Here is a 20,489-nt window from a genome sequence, read left to right as displayed (position 1 = left end):
GCCCGGCCCCCGCGCGGCCGTTTCGGTTGCCGCAACGGGGCTATGACCGGGGCATGACGTCCTTCTGGTTGCACGACGCCGAGGTCCCCGCCCGATTGCGGCTGACCCCCGGCTCCCGGTACGAGACCGTCGTCCTCGGCGGCGGCCTGGTGGGCCTGGCCACCGCGTTGCTGCTCGCCGAGGCGGGCCGCGAGGTGGCGGTGGTCGAGGCGAGACGGGTCGGGGCGGGCACCACGGCCGCCTCCACCGCCAAGATCTCGCTGCTGCAGGGCACGCGGGGGCAGCGGATCGCGAGCAGGCACGGCAGCGCGATCCTGTCGCGGTACCTCGCGGCGAACATCGACGGCCTGGACTGGCTGCTGAACTTCTGCGCGGGCCACGACATCGACACCCAGCGGGTGTCCGCGCTCACCTACGCGCAGGACACGTCCGAGATCGCCGCCGTACGAGCGGAATTCGAGGCCACCCGGGCGGCGGGGCTGCCCACCGAATTCGTCGACGATCTCGACGTCCCCTTCCCCGCGTACGGCGCGGTGCGGCTGCGCGAGCAGGCCCAGGTGGATCCGATGGCGCTGCTGGCCGCCCTCGCCGCCGACGTCGAGGCGCACGGCGCGCCGATCTTCGAATCCACCCGCGCGCAGAGCCTGCGCCATCGCGACGGCGAGGTGGTGATCGGCACCGAACACGGCGAGGTGCGGGCCGCCGACGTCGTCGTGGCCACCGGCACCCCGATCTTCGACCGCGGCGGCTTCTTCGCCCGCCTCACCGCGCAACGCTCCTATCTGGCGGCCTTCCGCGTGCCGGGCCCGGTGCCGCAGGAGATGTACCTGAGCGCCGGGCAGCCCACCCGTTCCCTGCGGGTGTTCCCCGACACCGACGGTGACGTGCTGTTCGTCGGCGGCAGCGGCCACGAGGTGGGCCGGGCGGACTCCGCGAACGCCCACGCCCGGGAGGTGCTGGACTGGACCCGGCGCTGGTTCCCCGGCGCCGAACCGCTCAGCCGCTGGTCGGCGCAGGACTACCACCCCGTCGGCGAACTGCCCTACGTCGGCCCGCTGGTGCCCGGCCGCGACGAGGTCCTGGTCGCCACCGGTTTGGCGAAGTGGGGGCTGACCAACGGCGCCGCCGCGGCGCTGGCCCTGGCCGGGCGGATCACCGGCAAGCGGCCGCCGTGGACCAGGACGCTGTCGACCTGGCGGCCCGACGAGGTGACCTCGATCGTGGCGGGCACGAAGGCCAACGCCGCGGTGGCCAGGTACCTGTCGACCGGGTGGCTGGGCTTGCTCGGCCCGGGGGAGCACGGCGTGCCGCGGGAAGGCTGCGGCCGGATCGAACGGCGCGGACTGCACCCCACCGCCGTGTCCACCGTCGACGGCGTGACCACCGCGGTGTCGGCGGTGTGCCCGCACCTGCACGGCATCGTCCGCTGGAACGACGCCGAACGGACCTGGGACTGCCCGCTGCACGGATCCCGGTTCGGGCCGGACGGCGCGGTCCTGGAGGGTCCGGCGACCGAACCGCTACCCCCGCGGTAGGTTCACGCGCTGTGCGATGGGTCACCCCGCCGCCCCGAACGGATCCGGCGCCGCGGGCGGTACCTGGGGTTTTACCCGGCGTGCCGGTGACCGACACGGCGACAGCCCAGGTCAGGGCACCCTTGCCAAGGTGACCCTTATTAGATTTAGGGAAGTAATTCCGCCACACTGGTGTTGTGAAAACCGTGGGTTTGCGGACAGGCGTGGACGGGACCGGTCGTAAGACGACCGGCGCCCTGACCTCGGCCGCGCCCGGACACGAGGGGCAGACCCGGGCGGCCATCGTCCAGCTGCTGCTCGAAGACGGGCCGATCACCGCGACCGCCATCGGCACCGCGCTCGGGCTCGCGCCCGCGGGCGTGCGCAGGCACCTCGACGCGCTCATCGATGCGGGTCAGGCGCGGGCGAGCCGGTCGGCGCCGTGGCAGCAGAAGGGCCGCGGCCGTCCGGCCAAGCAGTACCAGCTCACCGCGGCGGGCCGCGGCAATCTCGGTCACGCCTACGACGACCTGGCCGGGGCGGCGATCCGTCAGCTCGGCGAGATCGGTGGCGACGCCGCGATCACCGAGTTCGCCCGCAGGCGGGTGCGCACCATCGTCGACGGCATCGAGCCGGTCGCCGAGCACACCGCCCCCCGGATCGAGGCCAAGGTGGAGGAGATCGCCGAGGCGTTCGCCGACGCCGGCTTCGCCGCCACCACCCGCCAGGTCGGTGCCGGTGTGCAGATCTGCCAGCACCACTGCCCGGTGGCCCACGTGGCCGAGGAATTCCCGCAGCTGTGCGAGGCCGAACTGGACGCTTTCCGGGACCTGCTCGGCACCCACGTCCAACGACTTGCGACCATCGCCAACGGCGATTGCGCCTGTACCACCCACGTACCGCTGGTCGCGCTGCCCAAGGCAGCGTCCACCCCATCCGCCGCACAGCCCGCGACGGAACGAACGAACGACTCCGGAAGGAGTGCCGAATGACGACGACCACCGACCAGGTGCAACCGCTGACCCAGGACGAGACCATCGCCTCGCTGGGCAACTACGGTTACGGCTGGGCCGATTCGGATGTGGCCGGTGCCAGCGCGCAACGCGGCCTGTCGGAAGCTGTCGTTCGCGACATCTCGGCCAAGAAGAACGAGCCGGAGTGGATGCTCGACATCCGCCTCAAGGCGCTGCGCATCTTCGATCGCAAGCCCATGCCGAACTGGGGTTCCAACCTCGACGGCATCGACTTCGACAACATCAAGTACTTCGTGCGCTCGTCCGAGAAGCAGGCCGAGAGCTGGGAAGACCTGCCCGAGGACATCAAGAACACCTACGACAAGCTGGGCATCCCCGAGGCCGAGAAGCAGCGCCTCGTCTCCGGTGTCGCCGCGCAGTACGAGTCCGAGGTCGTCTACCACTCCATCCGTGAGGACCTGGAGAAGCAGGGCGTCATCTTCCTCGACACCGACACCGCGCTCAAGGAGCACCCGGAGATCTTCCAGGAGTACTTCGGCTCGGTGATCCCCGCCGGCGACAACAAGTTCTCCGCGCTCAACACCGCCGTGTGGTCGGGCGGTTCGTTCATCTACGTGCCGCCGGGCGTGCACGTCGACATCCCGCTGCAGGCCTACTTCCGGATCAACACCGAGAACATGGGCCAGTTCGAGCGGACGCTGATCATCGTCGACGAGGACGCCTACGTCCACTACGTCGAGGGCTGCACCGCGCCGATCTACAAGTCCGACTCGCTGCACTCCGCGGTCGTCGAGATCATCGTGAAGAAGGGCGGCCGCTGCCGCTACACGACCATCCAGAACTGGTCGAACAACGTCTACAACCTGGTCACCAAGCGGGCCAAGGCCGAGGCGGGCGCCACCATGGAGTGGGTCGACGGCAACATCGGCTCCAAGGTCACCATGAAGTACCCGGCGGTCTGGATGACCGGTGAGCACGCGCACGGCGAGGTGCTCTCGGTCGCGTTCGCCGGCGTCGGCCAGCACCAGGACACCGGCGCCAAGATGCTGCACCTGGCCCCGCACACCTCCTCGACCATCGTGTCGAAGTCGGTGGCGCGCGGCGGCGGGCGCGCGTCGTACCGCGGTCTGGTGCAGGTGAACAAGGGCGCCCACGGCTCCAAGTCGACCGTGAAGTGTGACGCGCTGCTGGTCGACACGATCAGCCGCTCCGACACCTACCCCTACGTCGACATCCGCGAGGACGACGTCACCATGGGCCACGAGGCCACCGTCTCCAAGGTGTCCGAGGACCAGCTGTTCTACCTGATGAGCCGCGGTCTCACCGAGGACGAGGCGATGGCGATGGTGGTGCGCGGCTTCGTCGAGCCCATCGCCAAGGAACTGCCGATGGAATACGCCCTCGAGCTGAACCGCCTGATCGAACTGCAGATGGAAGGAGCCGTCGGCTGATGGCCGTGGACAACGTTGCCGAGGCCGCCGAGGCTCGCATTCCCGCGATCAATAAGGGCGAGGTCTTCACCTCGTTCGACGTGAACGCGTTCGAGGTCCCGTCGGGCCGCGACGAGGAGTGGCGGTTCACCCCGCTGCGCCGTCTGCGCGGCCTGCACGACGGCACCGCCGTGCGTGACGGTGTGCCGACCGTCGAGGTCACCCCGGTCGAGGGCGTCACCGTCGAGACCGTCGACCGCGCCGACGCGCGTCTCGGTCAGGCGGGCACCCCCGCCGATCGGGTTGCCGCCCAGGCCTATTCGGGCTTCGAGTCGGCGACCGTCGTGTCGGTCGGCGCGGAGACCGAGGTCGCCGAGCCCGTGACGATCACCGTCACCGGTCCCGGCGAGGGCAGGACCGCCTACGGCCACCTGCAGATCCGGCTGGGCAACTTCGCCGCCGCCACCGTGGTCCTGGACCAGCGCGGCAGCGGCACCTACGCCGAGAACGTCGAATTCGTGCTCGGAGACAGCGCCAAGCTGACCGTCGTCGCCGTCCAGGAATGGAACGAAGACGCCGTGCACGCCACCGCGCATCACCTGAAGCTGGGCCGCGACGCCACCGTGCGCCACTTCTCGGCCACTCTCGGCGGTGATCTGGTCCGGCTCACCGGCACCGTGCGCTACGCCGGTCCGGGTGGCGAGGCCGAGCTGTTCGGCCTGTACTTCGCCGACGCGGGCGAGCACTTCGAGCAGCGCCTGCTGGTCGATCACTCCGAGCCCAACTGCAAGTCCAACGTGCTGTACAAGGGTGCGCTGCAGGGTGATCCGGCCTCGGCCAAGGGCGATGCCCGCACCGTGTGGGTCGGCGACGTGCTGATCCGCGCGGCCGCCGAGGGCACCGACACCTACGAGGCCAACCGCAACCTGGTGCTCACCGACGGCGCGCGCGCCGACTCGGTGCCGAACCTGGAGATCGAGACCGGCGAGATCGCCGGCGCCGGCCACGCCAGCGCCACCGGCCGGTTCGACGACGAGCAGCTGTTCTACCTGCGCGCTCGTGGCATTCCGGAAGACGTCGCCCGCCGCCTGGTGGTGCGTGGCTTCTTCCACGAGATCATCCAGAAGATCGCGGTCCCCGAGGTCCGGGAGCGGCTGGAGGCGGCCATCGAGGCCGAGCTCGCCACTGTCGGTATCTGACACCCCTCTCACTTCCCACGAAGGAATTCGAATTCGATGACCACCTTGGAAATCAAGGACCTGCACGCCGAGATCACCACCCCCGAGGGTGAGTCCAAGAAGATCCTCAACGGCGTGAACCTGATCGTGAAGTCCGGCGAGACGCACGCCATCATGGGCCCCAACGGCTCGGGCAAGTCCACGCTGTCCTACGTGATCGCCGGTCACCCGAAGTACACCGTCACCCAGGGCACCATCACCCTCGACGGTGAGGACGTGCTGGAGATGTCGGTCGACGAGCGCGCCCGCGCCGGCCTGTTCCTGGCCATGCAGTACCCGGTCGAGGTCCCCGGTGTCTCGATGTCGAACTTCCTGCGCACCGCCGCCACCGCGGTCCGTGGCGAGGCCCCCAAGCTGCGCACCTGGGTCAAGGAGGTGAAGGAGTCGATGAGCGAGCTCGAGATCGACGCCGCCTTCGCCGACCGCAGCGTCAACGAGGGCTTCTCCGGTGGCGAGAAGAAGCGCCACGAGGTGCTGCAGCTGGGTCTGCTCAAGCCGAAGATCGCGATCCTCGACGAGACCGACTCCGGCCTCGACGTCGACGCGCTGCGCATCGTCTCTGAGGGCGTCAACCGCTACAAGGAGCGCGGCTGGGTCGATGGCTCCGGCGAGCCTACGCGTGGCGGCGTCCTGCTGATCACGCACTACACCCGCATCCTGCGCTACATCAAGCCCGACTTCGTGCACGTGTTCGTCAACGGCAAGATCGTCGCCGAGGGTGGTTCCGAGCTGGCCGAGGAACTCGACGCGAACGGCTACGTGCGCTTCACCTCCGCGACCGCTGGAGCCTGACATGACCGCTACGGTGCCCGCCCTCGACGTCGCCCGGATCCGGGCCGACTTCCCGATCCTGAACCGCACGGTCCGGGACGGGAAACCGTTGGTGTACCTGGATTCCGGTGCGACCTCGCAGCGTCCGCTGCAGGTGCTGGACGCCGAGCGTGACTTCCTGCTCACCCGCAACTCGGCGGTGCACCGCGGTGCCCACCAGCTGGCGGAGGAGGCGACCGACTCCTACGAGGACGCCCGCGTCGCCATCGCGAAGTTCGTCGGCGCCGACGCCGGCGAGATCGTGTTCACCAAGAACGCGACCGAGTCGCTGAACCTGGTGGCCAACGCCTTCGGTGACGACCGGTTCCCGTACCACGTGGGACCGGGCGACGAGATCGTCATCACCGAGCTCGAGCATCACGCGAATCTGGTGCCGTGGCAGGAGCTCGCGCGCCGCACCGGTGCCACGCTCAAGTGGTACGGCATCACCGACGACGGCCGCATCGACCTGGACTCGCTGGAGCTGTCGCCGGCCACCAAGGTGGTCGCGTTCACCCACCAGTCGAACGTGACCGGTGCGGTCGCACCGGTGGACGAATTGGTCCGCCGCGCCAAGGAAGTCGGCGCGCTCGTGGTGCTCGACGCCTGCCAGTCGGTGCCGCACATGGCAGTGGACTTCCGTGCGCTCGGCGTGGACTTCGCCGCGTTCTCCGGGCACAAGATGCTCGGCCCGATGGGCGTCGGTGGGCTGTACGGGCGGCGGGCGCTGCTCGAGGAGACCCCGCCGTACATCACCGGTGGGTCGATGATCGAGACCGTCACCATGGAGCAGACCACCTACGCGCCGCCGCCGCAGCGCTTCGAGGCGGGCACGCCGATGACCTCGCAGGTCGTCGGGCTGGCCGCCGCGGTGCGCTACCTGGAAGACCTCGGCATGGACGCGATCGCCGCGCACGAGCACGCACTCACCGGCGCCGCGCTCGAGGGGCTGCGCGGGATCGAGGGCGTGCGGATCATCGGGCCCACCGAGAACGTGGACCGCGGTGGCGCGGTGGCGTTCGTGGTCGACGGCATCCACGCCCACGACGTGGGCCAGATCCTCGACGACCAGGGTGTCGCCATCCGGGTCGGGCACCACTGCGCCTGGCCGCTGCACCGCAAGTTCGGTGTCGCGGCGACGGCGCGCGCGTCGTTCGCCGTGTACAACACCCTCGACGAGGTGGACGCGCTGGTGCAGGCCGTGCGGAAGGCTCAGACGTTCTTCGGAGTTGCATAGACCATGCGCATGGAGCAGATGTACCAGGAAGTGATCCTGGACCACTACAAGCACCCGCATCACCGCGGGCTGCGGGAGCCGTTCGGTGCCGAAGTGCACCACGTGAACCCGACCTGCGGTGACGAGGTGACCCTGCGGGTGAACATCGACGACGCGGGCGAGATCGCCGATGTGTCCTACGACGGACAGGGCTGCTCGATCAGCCAGGCCGCCACCTCGATCCTCACCGATCAGGTGATCGGGCTGCCGGTGCAGCAGGCGCTGAAGGTGGTCGACTCCTACAGCGAGATGATCTCCAGCCGCGGCACCGTCGACGGCGACGAGGACATGATCGGCGACGGCATCGCCCTGGCCGGCGTCGCGAAGTACCCGGCGCGCGTGAAGTGCGCGCTGCTGGGCTGGATGGCGTTCAAGGACGCCGTCGTGCAGATCGCCTCGGCCGAGGAGGCCAAGCCCGCCATGGGAAATGGGGAAGCGTGATGAGTGAGACACCCGAAGCCACCGAGACCGCCGCTCCCGAGGTGGAGCTGACGCCCGAGCAGATCGAGCATCTCGAGAACCTCGAGGAGGCCATGCGCGACGTGGTCGACCCCGAGCTCGGCATCAACGTGGTCGACCTCGGCCTGGTCTACGGCATGTCGGTCGACGCGGAGAACATCGCCACCCTCGACATGACGCTGACCTCGGCGGCCTGTCCGCTGACCGACGTCATCGAGGACCAGTCCCGCAACGCCCTGGTGCGCAGCGGCCTGGTCGAGGACCTGAAGATCAACTGGGTCTGGATGCCCCCGTGGGGCCCGGACAAGATCACCGAGGACGGCCGCGAACAGCTGCGCGCCCTCGGCTTCACGGTCTAGCCACCGAACCCGCACCGCAGGCCCGGATCCGCACGGATCCGGGCCTGCGGTGTTTCCCGGTGATGCGCGGGTAGGGCCCGGTGTGATTCCCTCCATTCGAGTTGCGGCGAGGCGACATTCGGTGGTCCCCTTAGCGGTTCCGGAATTCCGGAGCTGGTTTCAGAGGAGATTTTCGAATGAGTTTCACAGGTAAGGCCGGCGTCGCCGTCGCGGCGCTCGGTCTTGCGGCGGGGTCGATCTTCGGCGCCGGTACGGCGAACGCGCAGAGCCTGCACGGCGCGATCGCGTTCAGCGAGGAGAACTGGACCTACGAGTCCAGCTTCGACTGGCCGAGCTTCGAGGAGGCCAAGGACCGGGCGCTGACCCGGTGCGGCTATGACGACTGCGAAGTGATGGTGTCGTGGGCCAACGGCTGCGGCGCGCTGGTCTGGAATGACCAGGGCTGGGTCGCCGCCGCGTCGGGCCCCAACCGCAGCGAGGCCGTGCGCAAGGCCATCGACAAGCTGTCCCAGGGTGTTCCGGTCGCTCAGCTGGCGAACTTCGGTTCGTCCGATCTCAGCGGTACCAAGGTCGTCGAGGTCGTTTGCACCTCGAACGCGAACTGAGAGCGGAGAATTCGATGAGTCTGCTGGGTAAGGCCGCCTTCGCGGTGGCCGCGCTGGGTCTGACGGCCGGTTCGGTGTTCGGCGCCGGTGCGGCCAAGGCCGACGGCCTGTACGCGGCGTTCGCGGTGAGCGACGCCGAATGGGTGTACGGCGTCGGTGTGAACGAGGCGAGCTACGCCGACGCCGAGGCCGTCGCGCTGGACCGCTGCGGTGTGTCCGACTGTCAGGTCATGCTGTCGTGGGCCAACGGCTGCGGCGTGCTGGTCGAGAGCGAGGACGGGATCGCGGTCGCGAGCCGCCCGACCCGCGCCGAGGCCGAGCAGGCGGCGTACGAGAAGCTGTCGGAGATCACCCCGACCGCGCGCCTGGCCAACTTCGGATCGTCCAACTTCAGTGGCGCCGAGACCGTCCGGGTGGTGTGCACCGCCAACGCGGGCTGAGCGCACCGGAAGACAAGGGCCCGGATCCGGCAGGATCCGGGCCCTTGTGCGTGGTCAGACCGTTTCGGGTTCGGTGAGCGAGGCGATCCAGGCGCCGATCATGTCGGCGGTGTGCTCGACGACCACATCGCGGTCCATGCCCTGGTCCTCCATCTCGACCGAGCGCAGCGCGGTCGCGAAACCGGCGTTGAGCACCACGAAGGCCATGGTGTCGATATCGATGTCGGTGGTGGGTCCGATCAGGTGCAGCAGGTACAGCTTCATGATCATGCGCAGTCGGGGCTCGAATTCCGGGATGCCGCTGCCGTAGAAGTGCAGATCGGCGACCAGGGCGCGCACCAGTGGCCCGTTGGCCACCAGGATCTCCACCGCGATCCGGATGATCTCGGCGACGGCGTCGCGCGGCGGTTTGTCGGCGGCGCCCGTGAGCAGTCTGCTGTAGCTGTCCTCGACCTGCAAGAACAGTCCGTCGGTCAGCTCCTTGACGATCTCGTCCCGATCGCTGAAATAGCGGTACAGGGTGCCGATGCTCATGCCCGCCTCGGCGGCGATCCGATTGGTCGAGGTGTTGCCGATGCCGCGACTGCCGAAAAGCTGAGCGGACACGGCGAGAATGCGGGTTCGGGTTTCCTTCGCCCGATCCTGCTTGGGACGTTTGCGCTGCTTATCGGCTTGCGGTGGCATTCGATGACCTCGGTCGAAAGAGGAGTAGAAGGTGAGTAGTTGCTCATCCTAGAGTCATGATCACAGAAGATCCGGAGTGTAGGCCATCACTGGGGCAGACACTGCGGAAGCAGAACCGCCGCCGGTGCCGCCGGCCGGTGTGGAAGGAGCCGACGATGATGACCCTCCCCGTGGACGACACCACGATGTGGCAGCCGCTGCGCGATGTCCGGACGTTGACCGGCAGGCTGGTCGCCCACTTCGTCGACACCGTGGCGACCTGCCGGACGCTACCCGGCGACGCCATCTCCGGCGACGTCACCGCCGTCACCCGGCTGTGCCTGGAGATCGTCGGCGGCACGCTCGACGGGCGCGAGGAGACCGAGCGGCTGAACCGGCTCTCGGTCGCCGCGGCGGGCTGGGCCCGCGAGGGTGTCCCGATCGACGCCATCCTGCACGCCTTCCACGAGGGTTTCCGGCTCGGCTACGACGCGGTGTTCGACACCGCCGCGGCGGGCTCGCACGCCGACCTCGTGGACGGGTTCCGCCGGGCCGTGGCCATCTCGGACCTGCTGTGTACGACCGTCACCCGCGCCTACATCCAGGAACACCGCGACATCGCCGGCGAGCACCACACCGCCGTGCACACGCTGACCTCGGCGCTGCTGGCCGGGCAGCCGACCGTCACCATGGCGCGCGAATGCGGCATCGCCGTCGCCGACGCGTATTCGGTGCTGGCGCTGGCGATCCGGCGGCGGCGTGGCACCGGTCCCGTCCGCGGCAACGCCGCGGTGGCGGCGCGGCGCGCGTTGCGCCGGGTGCAGGCGGCGCTGGCCCAGCACGGCGGGGACCAGGTGCTGTCGCTGCTCTCGGTCGACGGCGGCACCCTGCTGATCCCGGCGGGCCTGCTCGACGCCGACGGGCTCGACGCGCTGGTGGCGCAGCTGTCCCGGGCCGCGGACGTGGCGGTCACGGCCGCGCTCGTGCCCGCGTCCACCGAGGAGATCCCGTCGGCGGCCGAGCGCGCGCACGAACTGCTCGACATGGTCGAACGGCTCGACTGCGCCCCCGGCCTCTACCGGTTCGGCGACCTGGCGCTGGAATACCAGCTCACCCGCCCCGGCCCCGGCCGGGCCCGGCTCGGCGAACTGCTGGCGCCGCTGGACGGCCACCCCGAGCTGTTCCAGACCCTGCGGGTGCACATCGCCAACAACATGAACCGCAGGCGCACCGCCCGCCTGCTGCACATCCACACCAATACCGTCGACTACCGCCTGCGCCGCATCGCCCAGCTCACCGGTCTCGACCCCACCCAGGGCTCGGGCCTGTGGCAACTCCGGTCGGCCATGATCGCCCGCAGCTTCCACACCGGCCCCACCCCGGAGGCCCGCCTGGCCTAGCGGACCACACCCGCGAATCCCGCTGGCGCACAGCCTGCATCCGGTATATGGTTCTGGTGACCAAAACGGGGAGGGATCATGGTGGTGGAATCTGTCGAGCAGCTGCGCCGGGCGATCGCCGAGGGGCTCGCGCCGAAGTATCTGGCTTTCTGGGGGCATGCGCCGCGACGGGACGGGGCGATCGGCAGCAGTTGCCTGAGTCAGTGGTGGCCCGCGGAATTCGTGGTCGACGGGATCGGGTTCGGCAGTGCCGAGCACTACATGATGTGGCGCAAGGCGCTGCTGTTCGGAGACGAGCGGATCGCGGCTCGGGTACTGGACGCGGCGCATCCGAGCCAGGCCAAGAAGCTCGGCAGGCAGATCCGGGATTTCGACGACGACGCCTGGGAGCGGGCCCGATTCGAGATCGTGGTCGCGGGCAATGTGGCCAAGTTCGGGCAGGACCCGGCACTGCGGACCTATCTGCTCGGAACCGGCTCGCGGGTGCTGGTCGAGGCCAGTCCCGTCGACGCGATCTGGGGGATCGGGCTGGCGGCCGACGATCCCAGGACGGCGGATCCGGCGCGGTGGCGGGGCGCCAATCTGCTCGGCTTCGCGTTGATGCGGGCCCGGGAAGTACTCGCCGGTCCGGACTAGGCCGGGAATTCCCACGCGGGGTGGGCAATTCGCTCCGGCTATTTCCCGACCGCACGCCGCACGGTTCATGATGGAACCGGCTTCGACCACGAAGTCATATTTCGATGGGGAGAATCACTGATGTCTGTTGTGGGCAAATATGCCCTGGGTGTGGCCGCCATGTCCGCGGTGGCCGCGTTCACCGTCGTGAACGCCGGTTCGGCCGCCGCGGCCGAGAGCGGCGTGGCCATCGCCGAGGCGCCCGGCTACACCGCCGTCTCGCGCGACGGTGGCTTCCAGGCCACCTCGGGTGATCTGTACGGTGCGCTGGCTCTGTCGTCGGAGGAAGCCGTGGTCGCCTCGGCGGTCAACTACGGCAGCTGGGCGGCGGCGAGTCAGGCCGCGCTCGCGGAGTGCGGCGTGTGGGATTGCCAGATCGTCGTCGAGTTCCGCAATGCCTGCGGTGCCGTCGCGCAGGGCGCGGACTACCGCTTCGGCTGGGCCTGGGACCACAACCAGGCCGCCGCCGAGCGGGCCGCGGTGGACGTGCTCGGCTTCAGCGCCCCGCCGTTCCCGGACCCGGGTTCGGCCTCGCCGCGTGCCGCGAGCGTCATCCTGTCAGCCTGCACGTCGAACATCTGACGCGGGTCCACGAGAAAACGGGGCACGGACCGATCCGTGCCCCGTTTTCGCGTCCGGTGACATTCAGCGGCGCAATACTTTCCGCGCCAGCCAATTACCGAGGAACTGCACGCCCTGCACGCCGGCGATGATGATCAGCACCGCCACGATGGTCACTTCCCACTGGAATTGCTGATAGCCGTACACGATCGCGAAATCGCCGAGCCCGCCACCGCCCACCGTGCCCGCCATCGCGGAGATGTCGACGATCGAGATCACCACGAAGGTGTAGCCGAGGATCAGTGGTCCCAGCGCCTCCGGGATCAGCAGCGTGAGAATGATCCGCAGCGGCGTCGCGCCGACCGCGCGGGCGGCCTCGATCACGCCGGGATCGACCGTCACCAGATTCTGTTCCACGATCCGGGCGATCCCGAAGGAGGCGGCCACGATCATCACGAACAGCGCGGCCTCGGACCCGATGGTCGTCCCGACCACCTCCAGGGTGACCGGTCCCAACGCGGCCAGCAGGATGATGAACGGAATCGGCCGCACCACGTTCACCAGCACATTGAGCACCAGGTAGACCGGCGCGTTCGCCAGCAGCCCGCCCTTACGGGTGGTGTAGAGCGCGGTGCCGAGCACCAGTCCGATCGCCCCGGCCACCACGAACGTCACGCCGACCAGATAGACGGTGGTCCCGATCGCCTCGAACAGCGTGGGCCGCAGCTTCTCCCAGTTGGTCTCCATCAGTCCGCCTTTCCGGTCAGGCCGGCGGCGACCCGGTCCACCGCGTCGTCCGGGCCGTGCAGCGCCACGGTGATGCTGCCGAAGGTGCGGTCCTGCAGGGTGCTCACGCCGCCGTAGACGATCTCGAAGCGCACGCCCGCCGTGGTCGCGGCGGCCAGCGCCGCCCCGATCCCGCCGTCGTCGTCGATGTCGACGGTGACCAGCCTGCCGCCGTGCACCGTGCGCAACCGGTCCAGCTCGGCCGGATCGGGGCGGTTGTGCAGGACGGTCGCCACGAAGGACCGGGTGGGCGCGGCCCGCGGCGCCGCGAAAACGTCGAAGGTGCGCGCCAATTCGACGACCCGCCCCTCGGCCAGCACCGCCACCCGGTCGGCGACCGCGCGGATCACATCCATCTCGTGGGTGATCACCACGATGGTCACGCCGAGTTCGGCGTTGATCTTCTTCAGCAACCGCAGCACTTCGCCGGTGGTCTCCGGGTCCAGCGCGGAGGTGGCCTCGTCGGCGAGCAGCAGCGACGGCGAGGTCGCCAGGGCCCGCGCGATCCCGACCCGCTGTTTCTGCCCGCCGGAGAGCTGGTCGGGGTAGGCGCGGGCCTTGTCGGCCAGCCCGACGAAGTCGAGCAGCTCGGCGACTCTGGCCTTGCGTTCGGCGCGTTTCCAGCCCGCCACCTTCAGTGGATATTCCACATTGCCCGCCGCCGTGCGCGAGCGGAACAGGTTGAACTGCTGGAACACCATGCCGATATCGCGGCGCAGCGCCCGCACCGCCGACTCGGGCACCCCGGTGATGGGGGTTCCCGCGATCGTGATCGTCCCGGAGCTGGGCTTCTCCAGTGCGTTGATCAACCGCACCAGGGTGGACTTGCCAGCCCCGGAATAGCCGATCACGCCGAAGATCTCGCCCCGCTCGATCCGCAGATCGAGCGCGTCGAGCGCGACGTGGCGGTCCTTGCCGTCGCCGAAGACCTTGGTGACGGAACGGAACTCGACCGCGGCGGTCGCGGAACTCACTTGTTCGCGCGGATGCCCTGCTGCACCCGGTCGAGGATCTGTTCGAGCTCGGGGCCGGGACGGGTCACGGCGACCGCGGTGTTCTTGGTGACCTCGGCGTGCGCGGCGGCCACGGCCGGGTCCTTCCAGATCTCGACCAGCTTCAGGTAGGTCGGATTGGTCTTGTCCTCGGCGCGGGTGACGATCACGTTGATGTACGGCTCGGCGGCCGGGTTCTTCGGGTCGTCCTTGTACAGCGCCGAATGCGGGTCGATGCCGGATCGTTCGAGGAAGGTGTTGTTGACCACCGAACCGTCGACCGAGGCCAGCGACAGCGCGGTCTGCGCGGCGTCGACCGGTGTCACCCGCACCTTGGACGCGCCCTTGTCGACGTCGGCGGGGGTGGGCTGGGCGGAGGTGCCGGTGAGCTTCAGCAGCCCGGCGGCCTGCAGTACGAACAGGGCGCGGGCCTGGTTGGTCGGATCGTTGGGGATCGCGATCTCGCCGCCGGCCGGGATGTCGGCGAGCGCCTTGTGCTTCTTGGAGTACAGGCCCAGCGGCACGATGTAGGTCGCGCCGATCGGGGTCAGCGTGTCCGAGCTCGCCACGTTGTACTGCCCGAGGAACTGCAGGTGCTGGAACAGGTTGACGTCGATCTGCTTCTGCGACAGCGCCGCGTTGGGCTGCTTGTAGTCGGAGAAGTTGGTGATCTTCAGCGTGATGCCCTGTTCCTTGGCCTTCTGCTCGAAGACGTCCCAGGCCTTGTCCTTGTCGGTGGTGCCGATCCGCACCACGGTGCCGGACTCCGCGTCGTCCGAACCGCACGCCGTGAGAGTGAGGGCCGCGGTCGCTACCAGGACCGGGATCGCCAGTACCCGACGGAATTTCACTTGATACTCCCGAATTGCTCGCTGAGGGTGAACCCGGTCATCCAAGCCGCGCGCGCCGACCTCCGGCAATGGTTTGATTTGGCGCGAGCGAAACCCTCGCAAACTCTTGGACGCCCGTCTAACTTGCGGACATCGGTGTAGCCGAGCCCACCTGGACCGCAACGGCTGCGGATGTGCGAGCGGGTGGTGCCGAGCTGGGCCCGGTGGTCAGCGTCGGGGGTCCACCGAGAGCCTGCCGCGGCGGACCAGGTCGTGGCGGGCGGTGGCCGACAGGGGCGGCAGCGGCTGCTCACCCTCGGTGCCCGCTTCGTCGGGGTTCGGGCGCACCAGCAGCGTCACCGTCGCGGCGGGCACGAAACCGGTGCTGGTCATCAGCGCGGCCGAGGCGCTGTTGCGGTCCTCGACGTCGGTGACGATGTGGCGGGCGCCGCGCGCGAACAGCGCCTCCGAGCACACGTTCACCAGCCTGCGCGCGATGCCGTGGCCCTGCATGTCCGGTGCGACCGCGATCCACTCCAGGTAGGCCCAGTCGTCGCGGTGCTCGAACTCCATCGAGCCGAGCACGAACCCGACCACCCGGTCGGAGTCCAGCGCCACCCAGCACGCGTTGTCGGGACTGTCGAGGTGTTCGGCGACCGCGGTGAGCGACCACGACGTGTAGGGCTTGGTGGTCGTGTCGAACACCTGGTGACCGAGGTCGAGGACTTGACGCAGATGTCCCAGGCCCATCGGCACGACAGCGATCGCGGAGTCCATGGCCGCCAGTGTGCCCTACGCGCCCTTGCGGGCCGCGGACTTGCGCTCGGTGGTTTTGCTCGCCGTCGACTTGCGCGCCGCGGCCTTCTTGGCCGGCGCCTTCTTCGCGGCCTTCTTCTTCGGGGCGGGCTCGGCCTCGCGGCGTCCGCTGGCCTCGAGGCTGCGCTGCAGGGCCGCGACCAGGTCGACGACCTCGGCGTCGGGCTGTTCGGCGGGTTCGGCCGCGGCGGCGGTGTCGACCTTGCCCGACCCGCTCGCGATCGCCTCGTCCAGCAGCTTCTGCAGTTCGATCTGGTATTCGTCGGTGTACTCGCCGGGGTCGAAGTCGCCCGACATCGACTCCACCAGGGTCTCGGCCATCTTCAGTTCCTGCGGGCGCGGCGTGGGCGCGTCGTCGAGCGCGGGGAAGTCCACCGACCTGACCTCGTCCGGCCACAGCAGCGTCTGCAGGACCAGCACGCCCTCGCGCACCCGTAACGCCGCCAGCCGCGTCTTCTGCCGCAGGGTGAAGTGCACCAGCGCGGTCTTGTCGATGCGTTCCAGCGTGGCGGCCAGCAACTGGTAGGCCTTGGGCGTCGAGGAATCCGGTTCGAGGTAGTAACTCTTGTCGAACAGGACCGGGTCGATCTGTTCGGACGGCACGAACTCGAGCACCGGGATCTCGTGCTTCTCCGCGGCGGGGAGTTTCGCGAAGTCGGCATCGGTGAGCACCACCTGGTCGCCGTCGGGCGAGACGTAGGCCTTGTCGATGTCGGCGTACTGGATGGATTTGCCGCACACCTGGCAGACCCGGTCGTACTTGATCCGGCCCCCGTCCTCGGCGTGGACCTGGTGGAACCGGATGTCGTGGTCCTCGGTCGCGGTGTACACCTTGACCGGGACGTTGACCAGCCCGAATGCGATCGAGCCCTTCCAGATCGATCTCATAACTGCCAGCATGCCCGAAGTGTGCCCGGGGGGCGAGCGAGTGGCACCGAACCGGTGCCCGTCCGTGATGCGGCGGTGCTGGTAATCGGCGGGTCTGATCCAATCGACGGGTGCGTGCCCCGGTGATCGTCTGCGGACTAGGCCCGGCCGGGCGGGCCGTTGCCCATCGGGCGCTGGCCCACGGCCTGGCCGTCACGGTGATCGACCCGCACCCCGACCGGGTGTGGACGCCGACCTACGCGGCCTGGGCCGACGAACTCCCGGAGTGGCTCGACCCGGCCGTGGTGGCCGCGACCGTCCCCGCGCCGACGGCGTGGGCGCTGCGCGAGCATCGGATCGATCGTCCGTATCAGGTACTCGACACCGCCGCCCTGCAACGCTCGCTGCGCGTCGATGGTGCCGAAGTGCTCGCCGACCGCGTACTCGCGCTGGACGCGCGCGCGGGCACGGTCCGCACGGCGACTGGACTCGTCCGCACGGGCCGGGTGATCGACGCGCGCGGGCTGGCCCGGTCACCGCGCCGGGCCGAGCAGACCGCCTACGGCGTGATCCTGCCCCGTGCCGGCACCGACGGCCCACCGCTGTTCATGGACTGGCGGCGCGACAACGGCACCGGGCCGGATGACCCGCCGTCGTTCCTCTACGCCGTGCCCCTCGGCCCGGACACCATGCTCTACGAGGAGACCTGCCTGGCCGGCCGTCCCGCCCTCGGCCCCGATGTCCTGCGGCAGCGCCTGGAACATCGCCTGCGGGCCCGCGGCATCGCCGTCTCCGGCACGGAACCCGTCGAGCGCGTGCGCTTTCCCGTGCAGGGCGGTACTCCGGGCGGCGGCCGCTTCGGTGCGGCGGGCGGACTGACCCACCCCGCCACCGGCTACAGCGTCGCCGCCTCGTTGCGTGCCGCCGACGCCGTCGCCACCGGATCGGCGCCGCGGCCGCCCCAGGCGCGCGCCGTGGCCGCCCTGCGCCGTGCGGGACTGCGTGCGCTGCTGGCCATCCCGCCGCGCGACACCGCGGTCTTCTTCGACGCCTTCTTCGCGCTGCCCGTGCCGAAGCAGCGCGCGTACCTGTCCGGCGACGACGATCTGCGCGGCACCGTGGCCGCGATGGGCGCCCTGTTCGCCGCGCTCCCGCCGCGGTCGCGCCGCACTCTGGTGACCGCGGTCGCCGGGGCGAGCGGGCGGCCGATCCGCTAGCGGCGTCGACGTCGCCCCGAGGCCCGGCGGCCGAGCCACGAAGTTGCTACCATCGCCGAGCGAACGCGCCGACCCGCCAACAGGATCGGGCCGACGAGGCGGACCGGCCCGGCAGCTCCGGACCCCCGCCCGGCGAGATACGCGGCGCCCAGTTGCGTGACGAGTTAGGGGAATATCCGGTGTTCGAATTCACCAAGCGGCGCAGCCGCTGGGTGCTCGGCGTGTTCGCGGTGCTCGCAGTGGTGCTCGGTGCACTCGGCGCGATGCTGTTCGAGCGGGTGGAGGGCGGCGGGTACTCCGACCCGGGTGGGGAATCCAGCAGAGCGCTCGCGGTGCTGCGCGACGACTTCGGGCAGTCGCCACCGAATCTGTTGCTGCTGGTGGAGACCGAATCCTCGGTCGACGACCCCGAGGCCACCGCCGCCGCCACCGCGCTGGTCGCGAATCTGCAGGAGCGCGAGGGCATCACCGATGTCCAGTCGTACTGGACCACCCATCTGCCCGCGCTGCGCAGCGTCGACGGCAAGCAGGGCATGATCGTCGCGACCGTGCTCGGGTCCGAGCGCGAGATCGACGAGCGCGTGGCCGCCGTCGCCGACGAGCTGACGGGAACCCAAGGCGCGCTGCAGGTCAGGGCAGGCGGCTACGCCATGCTCATGCACGAGACGGTGCAACAGGGCAAGGTCGACGTCGCCAAGGGCGAGGCGATCGCGTTCCCGTTCACGCTGATCGCGCTGCTGTTCGTCTTCGGCGGCCTGGTGGCGGCGAGCCTGCCGCTGCTGGTCTCCTTCGCCACCGTGCTCGCCACCATGGGCGTGCTGACCCTGTTCACGGTGATCACCCCGCTCGCGGTGACCGCCACCAATGTGGCGACCCTGCTGGGCCTGGGCCTGGCGATCGATTACAGCCTGCTGGTGGTCAACCGGTTCCGGGACGAGCTGGGCGCGGGCCGGTCGCCCGAGAGCGCGGTGGCGGTCACCCTGCGCACCGCCGGTCGCACCGTGGCGTTCTCGGCGCTGACCGTCGCGGTCGCGCTCGCCGGTCTGCTGTTCTTCCCGCTGCTGGCCATCCGCTCGATGGGCTACGCGGGCATCATCGTCGCGGCGCTGGCGGCGGCGGTCTCGCTGACCCTGCTGCCCGCGATCCTGCTGCTGCTCGGCTCGCGGATCGACAAGGGCCAGATCGGCTGGTGGTTCCTGCGGGCGCCGCGCCCGGCCCAGGGTGAAGGTGCCTGGCATCGCCTGGCCACCGCCGTGATGCGCAAGCCGATCCCGATCGGCCTGGCCGTCACCGCGCTGCTGCTGCTCCTGGGCGCGCCGTTCCTCGGTATCAAACTCGGTTTCCCCGACGAACGCTCGCTGCCGGAATCGATGAGCTCGCGCCAGGTGACCGACATCGTGCACCGCGACTTCGGCGAGAGCGACCAGGACACCCTCGTGGCCGTCCTGCCCGACAGCTCCTACAGCGCCGAAGGCCTGGACGCCATCGCGCGCGACCTGTCCGACCTGGACAACGTCCGCCGCGTGGACACCGCCACCGGCAGTTACGCCCAGGGCGGGCTGCTCGCCGCGCCGACCGCCGTCAACGAGCGGTTCCGGGCCGACCGTGCGGTGTATCTGACGATCGTGCCCTCCACCGCCGACAACGCGGCCCAGGCGGCGCTGGTTCAGGACGTCCGCGCCATCGAGACACCGAGTGAGCTGCTCGTCGGCGGCGTCGCGGCGGGCCACGCCGACTCCATCGCCGCCATCGAGGACGCGCTGCCGTGGGCGCTGGCCTTCGTCGTGATCCTGATGCTGATCGTGCTGTTCGCGCTCACCGGCAGCGTGGTGTTGCCCGTGCTGGCCGTGATCCTCAGCGCGCTCAGCCTCACCGCGACCTTCGGCGCCCTGGTCTGGGTCTTCCAGGACGGGCACCTGTCCGGGCTGCTCGGCTTCACCGTCACCGGTGATCTGTCGGCGACCGTGCCGGTCATGCTGTTCGCCGCCGCGTTCGGTCTGGCCATGGACTACCAGGTGTTCCTGCTCTCGCGCATCCGCGAGGAGTACGACCGCACCGGCAAGAACGAGACCGCCGTCGCGGTGGGCCTGGAACGGATCGGGCGCATCGTCACCGCCGCCGCGATCCTCATCTCGGTGGTGTTCCTCGGCTTCCTGGCCTCCGACATCACCTTCATGAAGGCCTTCGGCATCGGTCTGCCGCTGGCGGTCATCGTCGACGCCACCCTGGTGCGCGGCTTCCTGCTGCCCGCCGCGATGAAGCTGCTCGGCGACGCCAACTGGTACGCGCCGGAGTTCCTGCGCCGCCTGCACGACCGCTGGGGCCTGGACGAGAGCGGCGCGGGCCGGTCGGTGGGACGCGATGTGCCGGTGCGTGATCCGCTGGGCGTCACCACGGCCCGCACGGCGAGCGAGCCCGAGATCGTCGTGAACGATCCGCTCGCGCGGGCCGAGGCGGCACGGGCCGAAGCGGCCAGGGCCGAGGAAGAACTGGCGGCCGCGGGACGCGGCGACAGCAAGGACTGAGCGCGATCGACGCGCACCGGGCAGGGACCGCACGGTCCCTGCCCGGTCGTCG

General features: G+C 69.7%; 21 protein-coding genes. 15 read left to right on the top strand and 6 right to left on the bottom strand.

The window, feature by feature from the left end; translation table 11 throughout:
• Positions 1-53 precede the first annotated feature (53 nt).
• From EL493_RS24255 to EL493_RS24210, 10 genes are all read left to right on the top strand, one after another.
• Positions 54-1,535: an FAD-dependent oxidoreductase gene (locus tag EL493_RS24255; protein WP_019047753.1), complete on the top strand. Its 1,482-nt coding sequence runs from the start codon at positions 54-56 to the stop codon at positions 1,533-1,535.
• A 203-nt stretch (positions 1,536-1,738) separates the two neighbouring features.
• Complete coding sequence (locus EL493_RS24250) at positions 1,739-2,506, top strand: helix-turn-helix transcriptional regulator (RefSeq protein ID WP_019047752.1); 768 nt, start codon at positions 1,739-1,741, stop codon at positions 2,504-2,506.
• Positions 2,503-3,939, top strand: a complete 1,437-nt coding sequence (sufB, locus tag EL493_RS24245; protein WP_019047751.1) for a Fe-S cluster assembly protein SufB — start codon at positions 2,503-2,505, stop codon at positions 3,937-3,939. Before EL493_RS24250 ends, sufB begins: the two co-directional genes overlap by 4 nt.
• The gene (gene sufD, locus EL493_RS24240) at positions 3,939-5,117 is read left to right on the top strand and encodes a Fe-S cluster assembly protein SufD (RefSeq protein WP_019047750.1); all 1,179 of its coding nucleotides are present in this window, start codon (positions 3,939-3,941) and stop codon (positions 5,115-5,117) included. Before sufB ends, sufD begins: the two co-directional genes overlap by 1 nt.
• Before the next feature lie 36 nt (positions 5,118-5,153).
• Positions 5,154-5,948 (top strand): Fe-S cluster assembly ATPase SufC, encoded by a 795-nt coding sequence (gene sufC, locus EL493_RS24235; RefSeq protein WP_019047749.1) that lies wholly within the window; start codon positions 5,154-5,156, stop codon positions 5,946-5,948.
• Position 5,949: 1 nt separating this feature from the next.
• Positions 5,950-7,203 carry a cysteine desulfurase gene (locus tag EL493_RS24230; RefSeq protein WP_019047748.1) on the top strand — a complete coding sequence of 418 codons (1,254 nt, stop codon included), beginning with the start codon at positions 5,950-5,952 and terminating at the stop codon, positions 7,201-7,203.
• Between the two features lie 3 nt (positions 7,204-7,206).
• Positions 7,207-7,683, top strand: a complete 477-nt coding sequence (sufU, locus tag EL493_RS24225; protein WP_019047747.1) for a Fe-S cluster assembly sulfur transfer protein SufU — start codon at positions 7,207-7,209, stop codon at positions 7,681-7,683.
• Entirely contained in the window at positions 7,683-8,060 is a 378-nt protein-coding gene (locus EL493_RS24220) for a metal-sulfur cluster assembly factor (protein ID WP_022566307.1), read from the top strand. The genes sufU and EL493_RS24220 overlap by 1 nt, the downstream gene beginning before the upstream one ends.
• Positions 8,061-8,236: 176 nt before the next feature.
• Positions 8,237-8,665: a DUF4189 domain-containing protein gene (locus EL493_RS24215; protein WP_019047745.1), complete on the top strand. Its 429-nt coding sequence runs from the start codon at positions 8,237-8,239 to the stop codon at positions 8,663-8,665.
• A gap of 14 nt (positions 8,666-8,679) precedes the next feature.
• The gene (locus tag EL493_RS24210) at positions 8,680-9,105 is read left to right on the top strand and encodes a DUF4189 domain-containing protein (protein WP_019047744.1); all 426 of its coding nucleotides are present in this window, start codon (positions 8,680-8,682) and stop codon (positions 9,103-9,105) included.
• 54 nt (positions 9,106-9,159) lie between these two features.
• On the opposite strand, the gene EL493_RS24205 is transcribed toward EL493_RS24210, so the two are convergent.
• Positions 9,160-9,711, bottom strand: coding sequence for a TetR/AcrR family transcriptional regulator (locus EL493_RS24205; RefSeq protein WP_198041120.1), 552 nt, complete (start codon positions 9,709-9,711; stop codon positions 9,160-9,162).
• 233 nt (positions 9,712-9,944) lie between these two features.
• Between EL493_RS24205 and EL493_RS24200 the strand changes: the two genes are divergently transcribed.
• From EL493_RS24200 to EL493_RS24190, 3 genes are all read left to right on the top strand, one after another.
• The gene (locus tag EL493_RS24200) at positions 9,945-11,168 is read left to right on the top strand and encodes a PucR family transcriptional regulator (RefSeq protein ID WP_019047742.1); all 1,224 of its coding nucleotides are present in this window, start codon (positions 9,945-9,947) and stop codon (positions 11,166-11,168) included.
• A gap of 78 nt (positions 11,169-11,246) precedes the next feature.
• Positions 11,247-11,804 carry an NADAR family protein gene (locus EL493_RS24195; RefSeq protein ID WP_019047741.1) on the top strand — a complete coding sequence of 186 codons (558 nt, stop codon included), beginning with the start codon at positions 11,247-11,249 and terminating at the stop codon, positions 11,802-11,804.
• Positions 11,805-11,924: 120 nt separating this feature from the next.
• Positions 11,925-12,425, top strand: coding sequence for a DUF4189 domain-containing protein (locus EL493_RS24190; protein WP_022566308.1), 501 nt, complete (start codon positions 11,925-11,927; stop codon positions 12,423-12,425).
• Between the two features lie 63 nt (positions 12,426-12,488).
• Here EL493_RS24190 and EL493_RS24185 read toward each other — a convergent pair whose 3' ends face one another.
• The 5 genes from EL493_RS24185 to ku form a co-directional block, all read right to left on the bottom strand.
• Positions 12,489-13,151, bottom strand: coding sequence for a methionine ABC transporter permease (locus tag EL493_RS24185; RefSeq protein ID WP_019047739.1), 663 nt, complete (start codon positions 13,149-13,151; stop codon positions 12,489-12,491).
• Positions 13,151-14,164, bottom strand: a complete 1,014-nt coding sequence (locus EL493_RS24180; RefSeq protein WP_019047738.1) for a methionine ABC transporter ATP-binding protein — start codon at positions 14,162-14,164, stop codon at positions 13,151-13,153. Before EL493_RS24180 ends, EL493_RS24185 begins: the two co-directional genes overlap by 1 nt.
• Positions 14,161-15,033: a MetQ/NlpA family ABC transporter substrate-binding protein gene (locus EL493_RS24175; protein ID WP_019047737.1), complete on the bottom strand. Its 873-nt coding sequence runs from the start codon at positions 15,031-15,033 to the stop codon at positions 14,161-14,163. Before EL493_RS24175 ends, EL493_RS24180 begins: the two co-directional genes overlap by 4 nt.
• 207 nt (positions 15,034-15,240) lie before the next feature.
• Entirely contained in the window at positions 15,241-15,789 is a 549-nt protein-coding gene (locus tag EL493_RS24170) for a GNAT family N-acetyltransferase (RefSeq protein WP_019047736.1), read from the bottom strand.
• A 15-nt stretch (positions 15,790-15,804) separates the two neighbouring features.
• Positions 15,805-16,716 carry a non-homologous end joining protein Ku gene (gene ku, locus EL493_RS24165; RefSeq protein ID WP_019047735.1) on the bottom strand — a complete coding sequence of 304 codons (912 nt, stop codon included), beginning with the start codon at positions 16,714-16,716 and terminating at the stop codon, positions 15,805-15,807.
• A gap of 110 nt (positions 16,717-16,826) precedes the next feature.
• On the opposite strand from ku, the gene EL493_RS24160 reads away from it, so the two are divergent.
• Complete coding sequence (locus EL493_RS24160) at positions 16,827-17,912, top strand: lycopene cyclase family protein (protein WP_022566310.1); 1,086 nt, start codon at positions 16,827-16,829, stop codon at positions 17,910-17,912.
• A 179-nt stretch (positions 17,913-18,091) separates the two neighbouring features.
• Positions 18,092-20,437, top strand: coding sequence for an MMPL family transporter (locus tag EL493_RS24155; protein WP_019047733.1), 2,346 nt, complete (start codon positions 18,092-18,094; stop codon positions 20,435-20,437).
• Positions 20,438-20,489: the final 52 nt, after the last annotated feature.

This window comes from Nocardia asteroides, assembly GCF_900637185.1.
Lineage (GTDB): Bacteria > Actinomycetota > Actinomycetes > Mycobacteriales > Mycobacteriaceae > Nocardia > Nocardia asteroides.
This window is presented reverse-complemented; position numbering and strand designations above follow the sequence as displayed.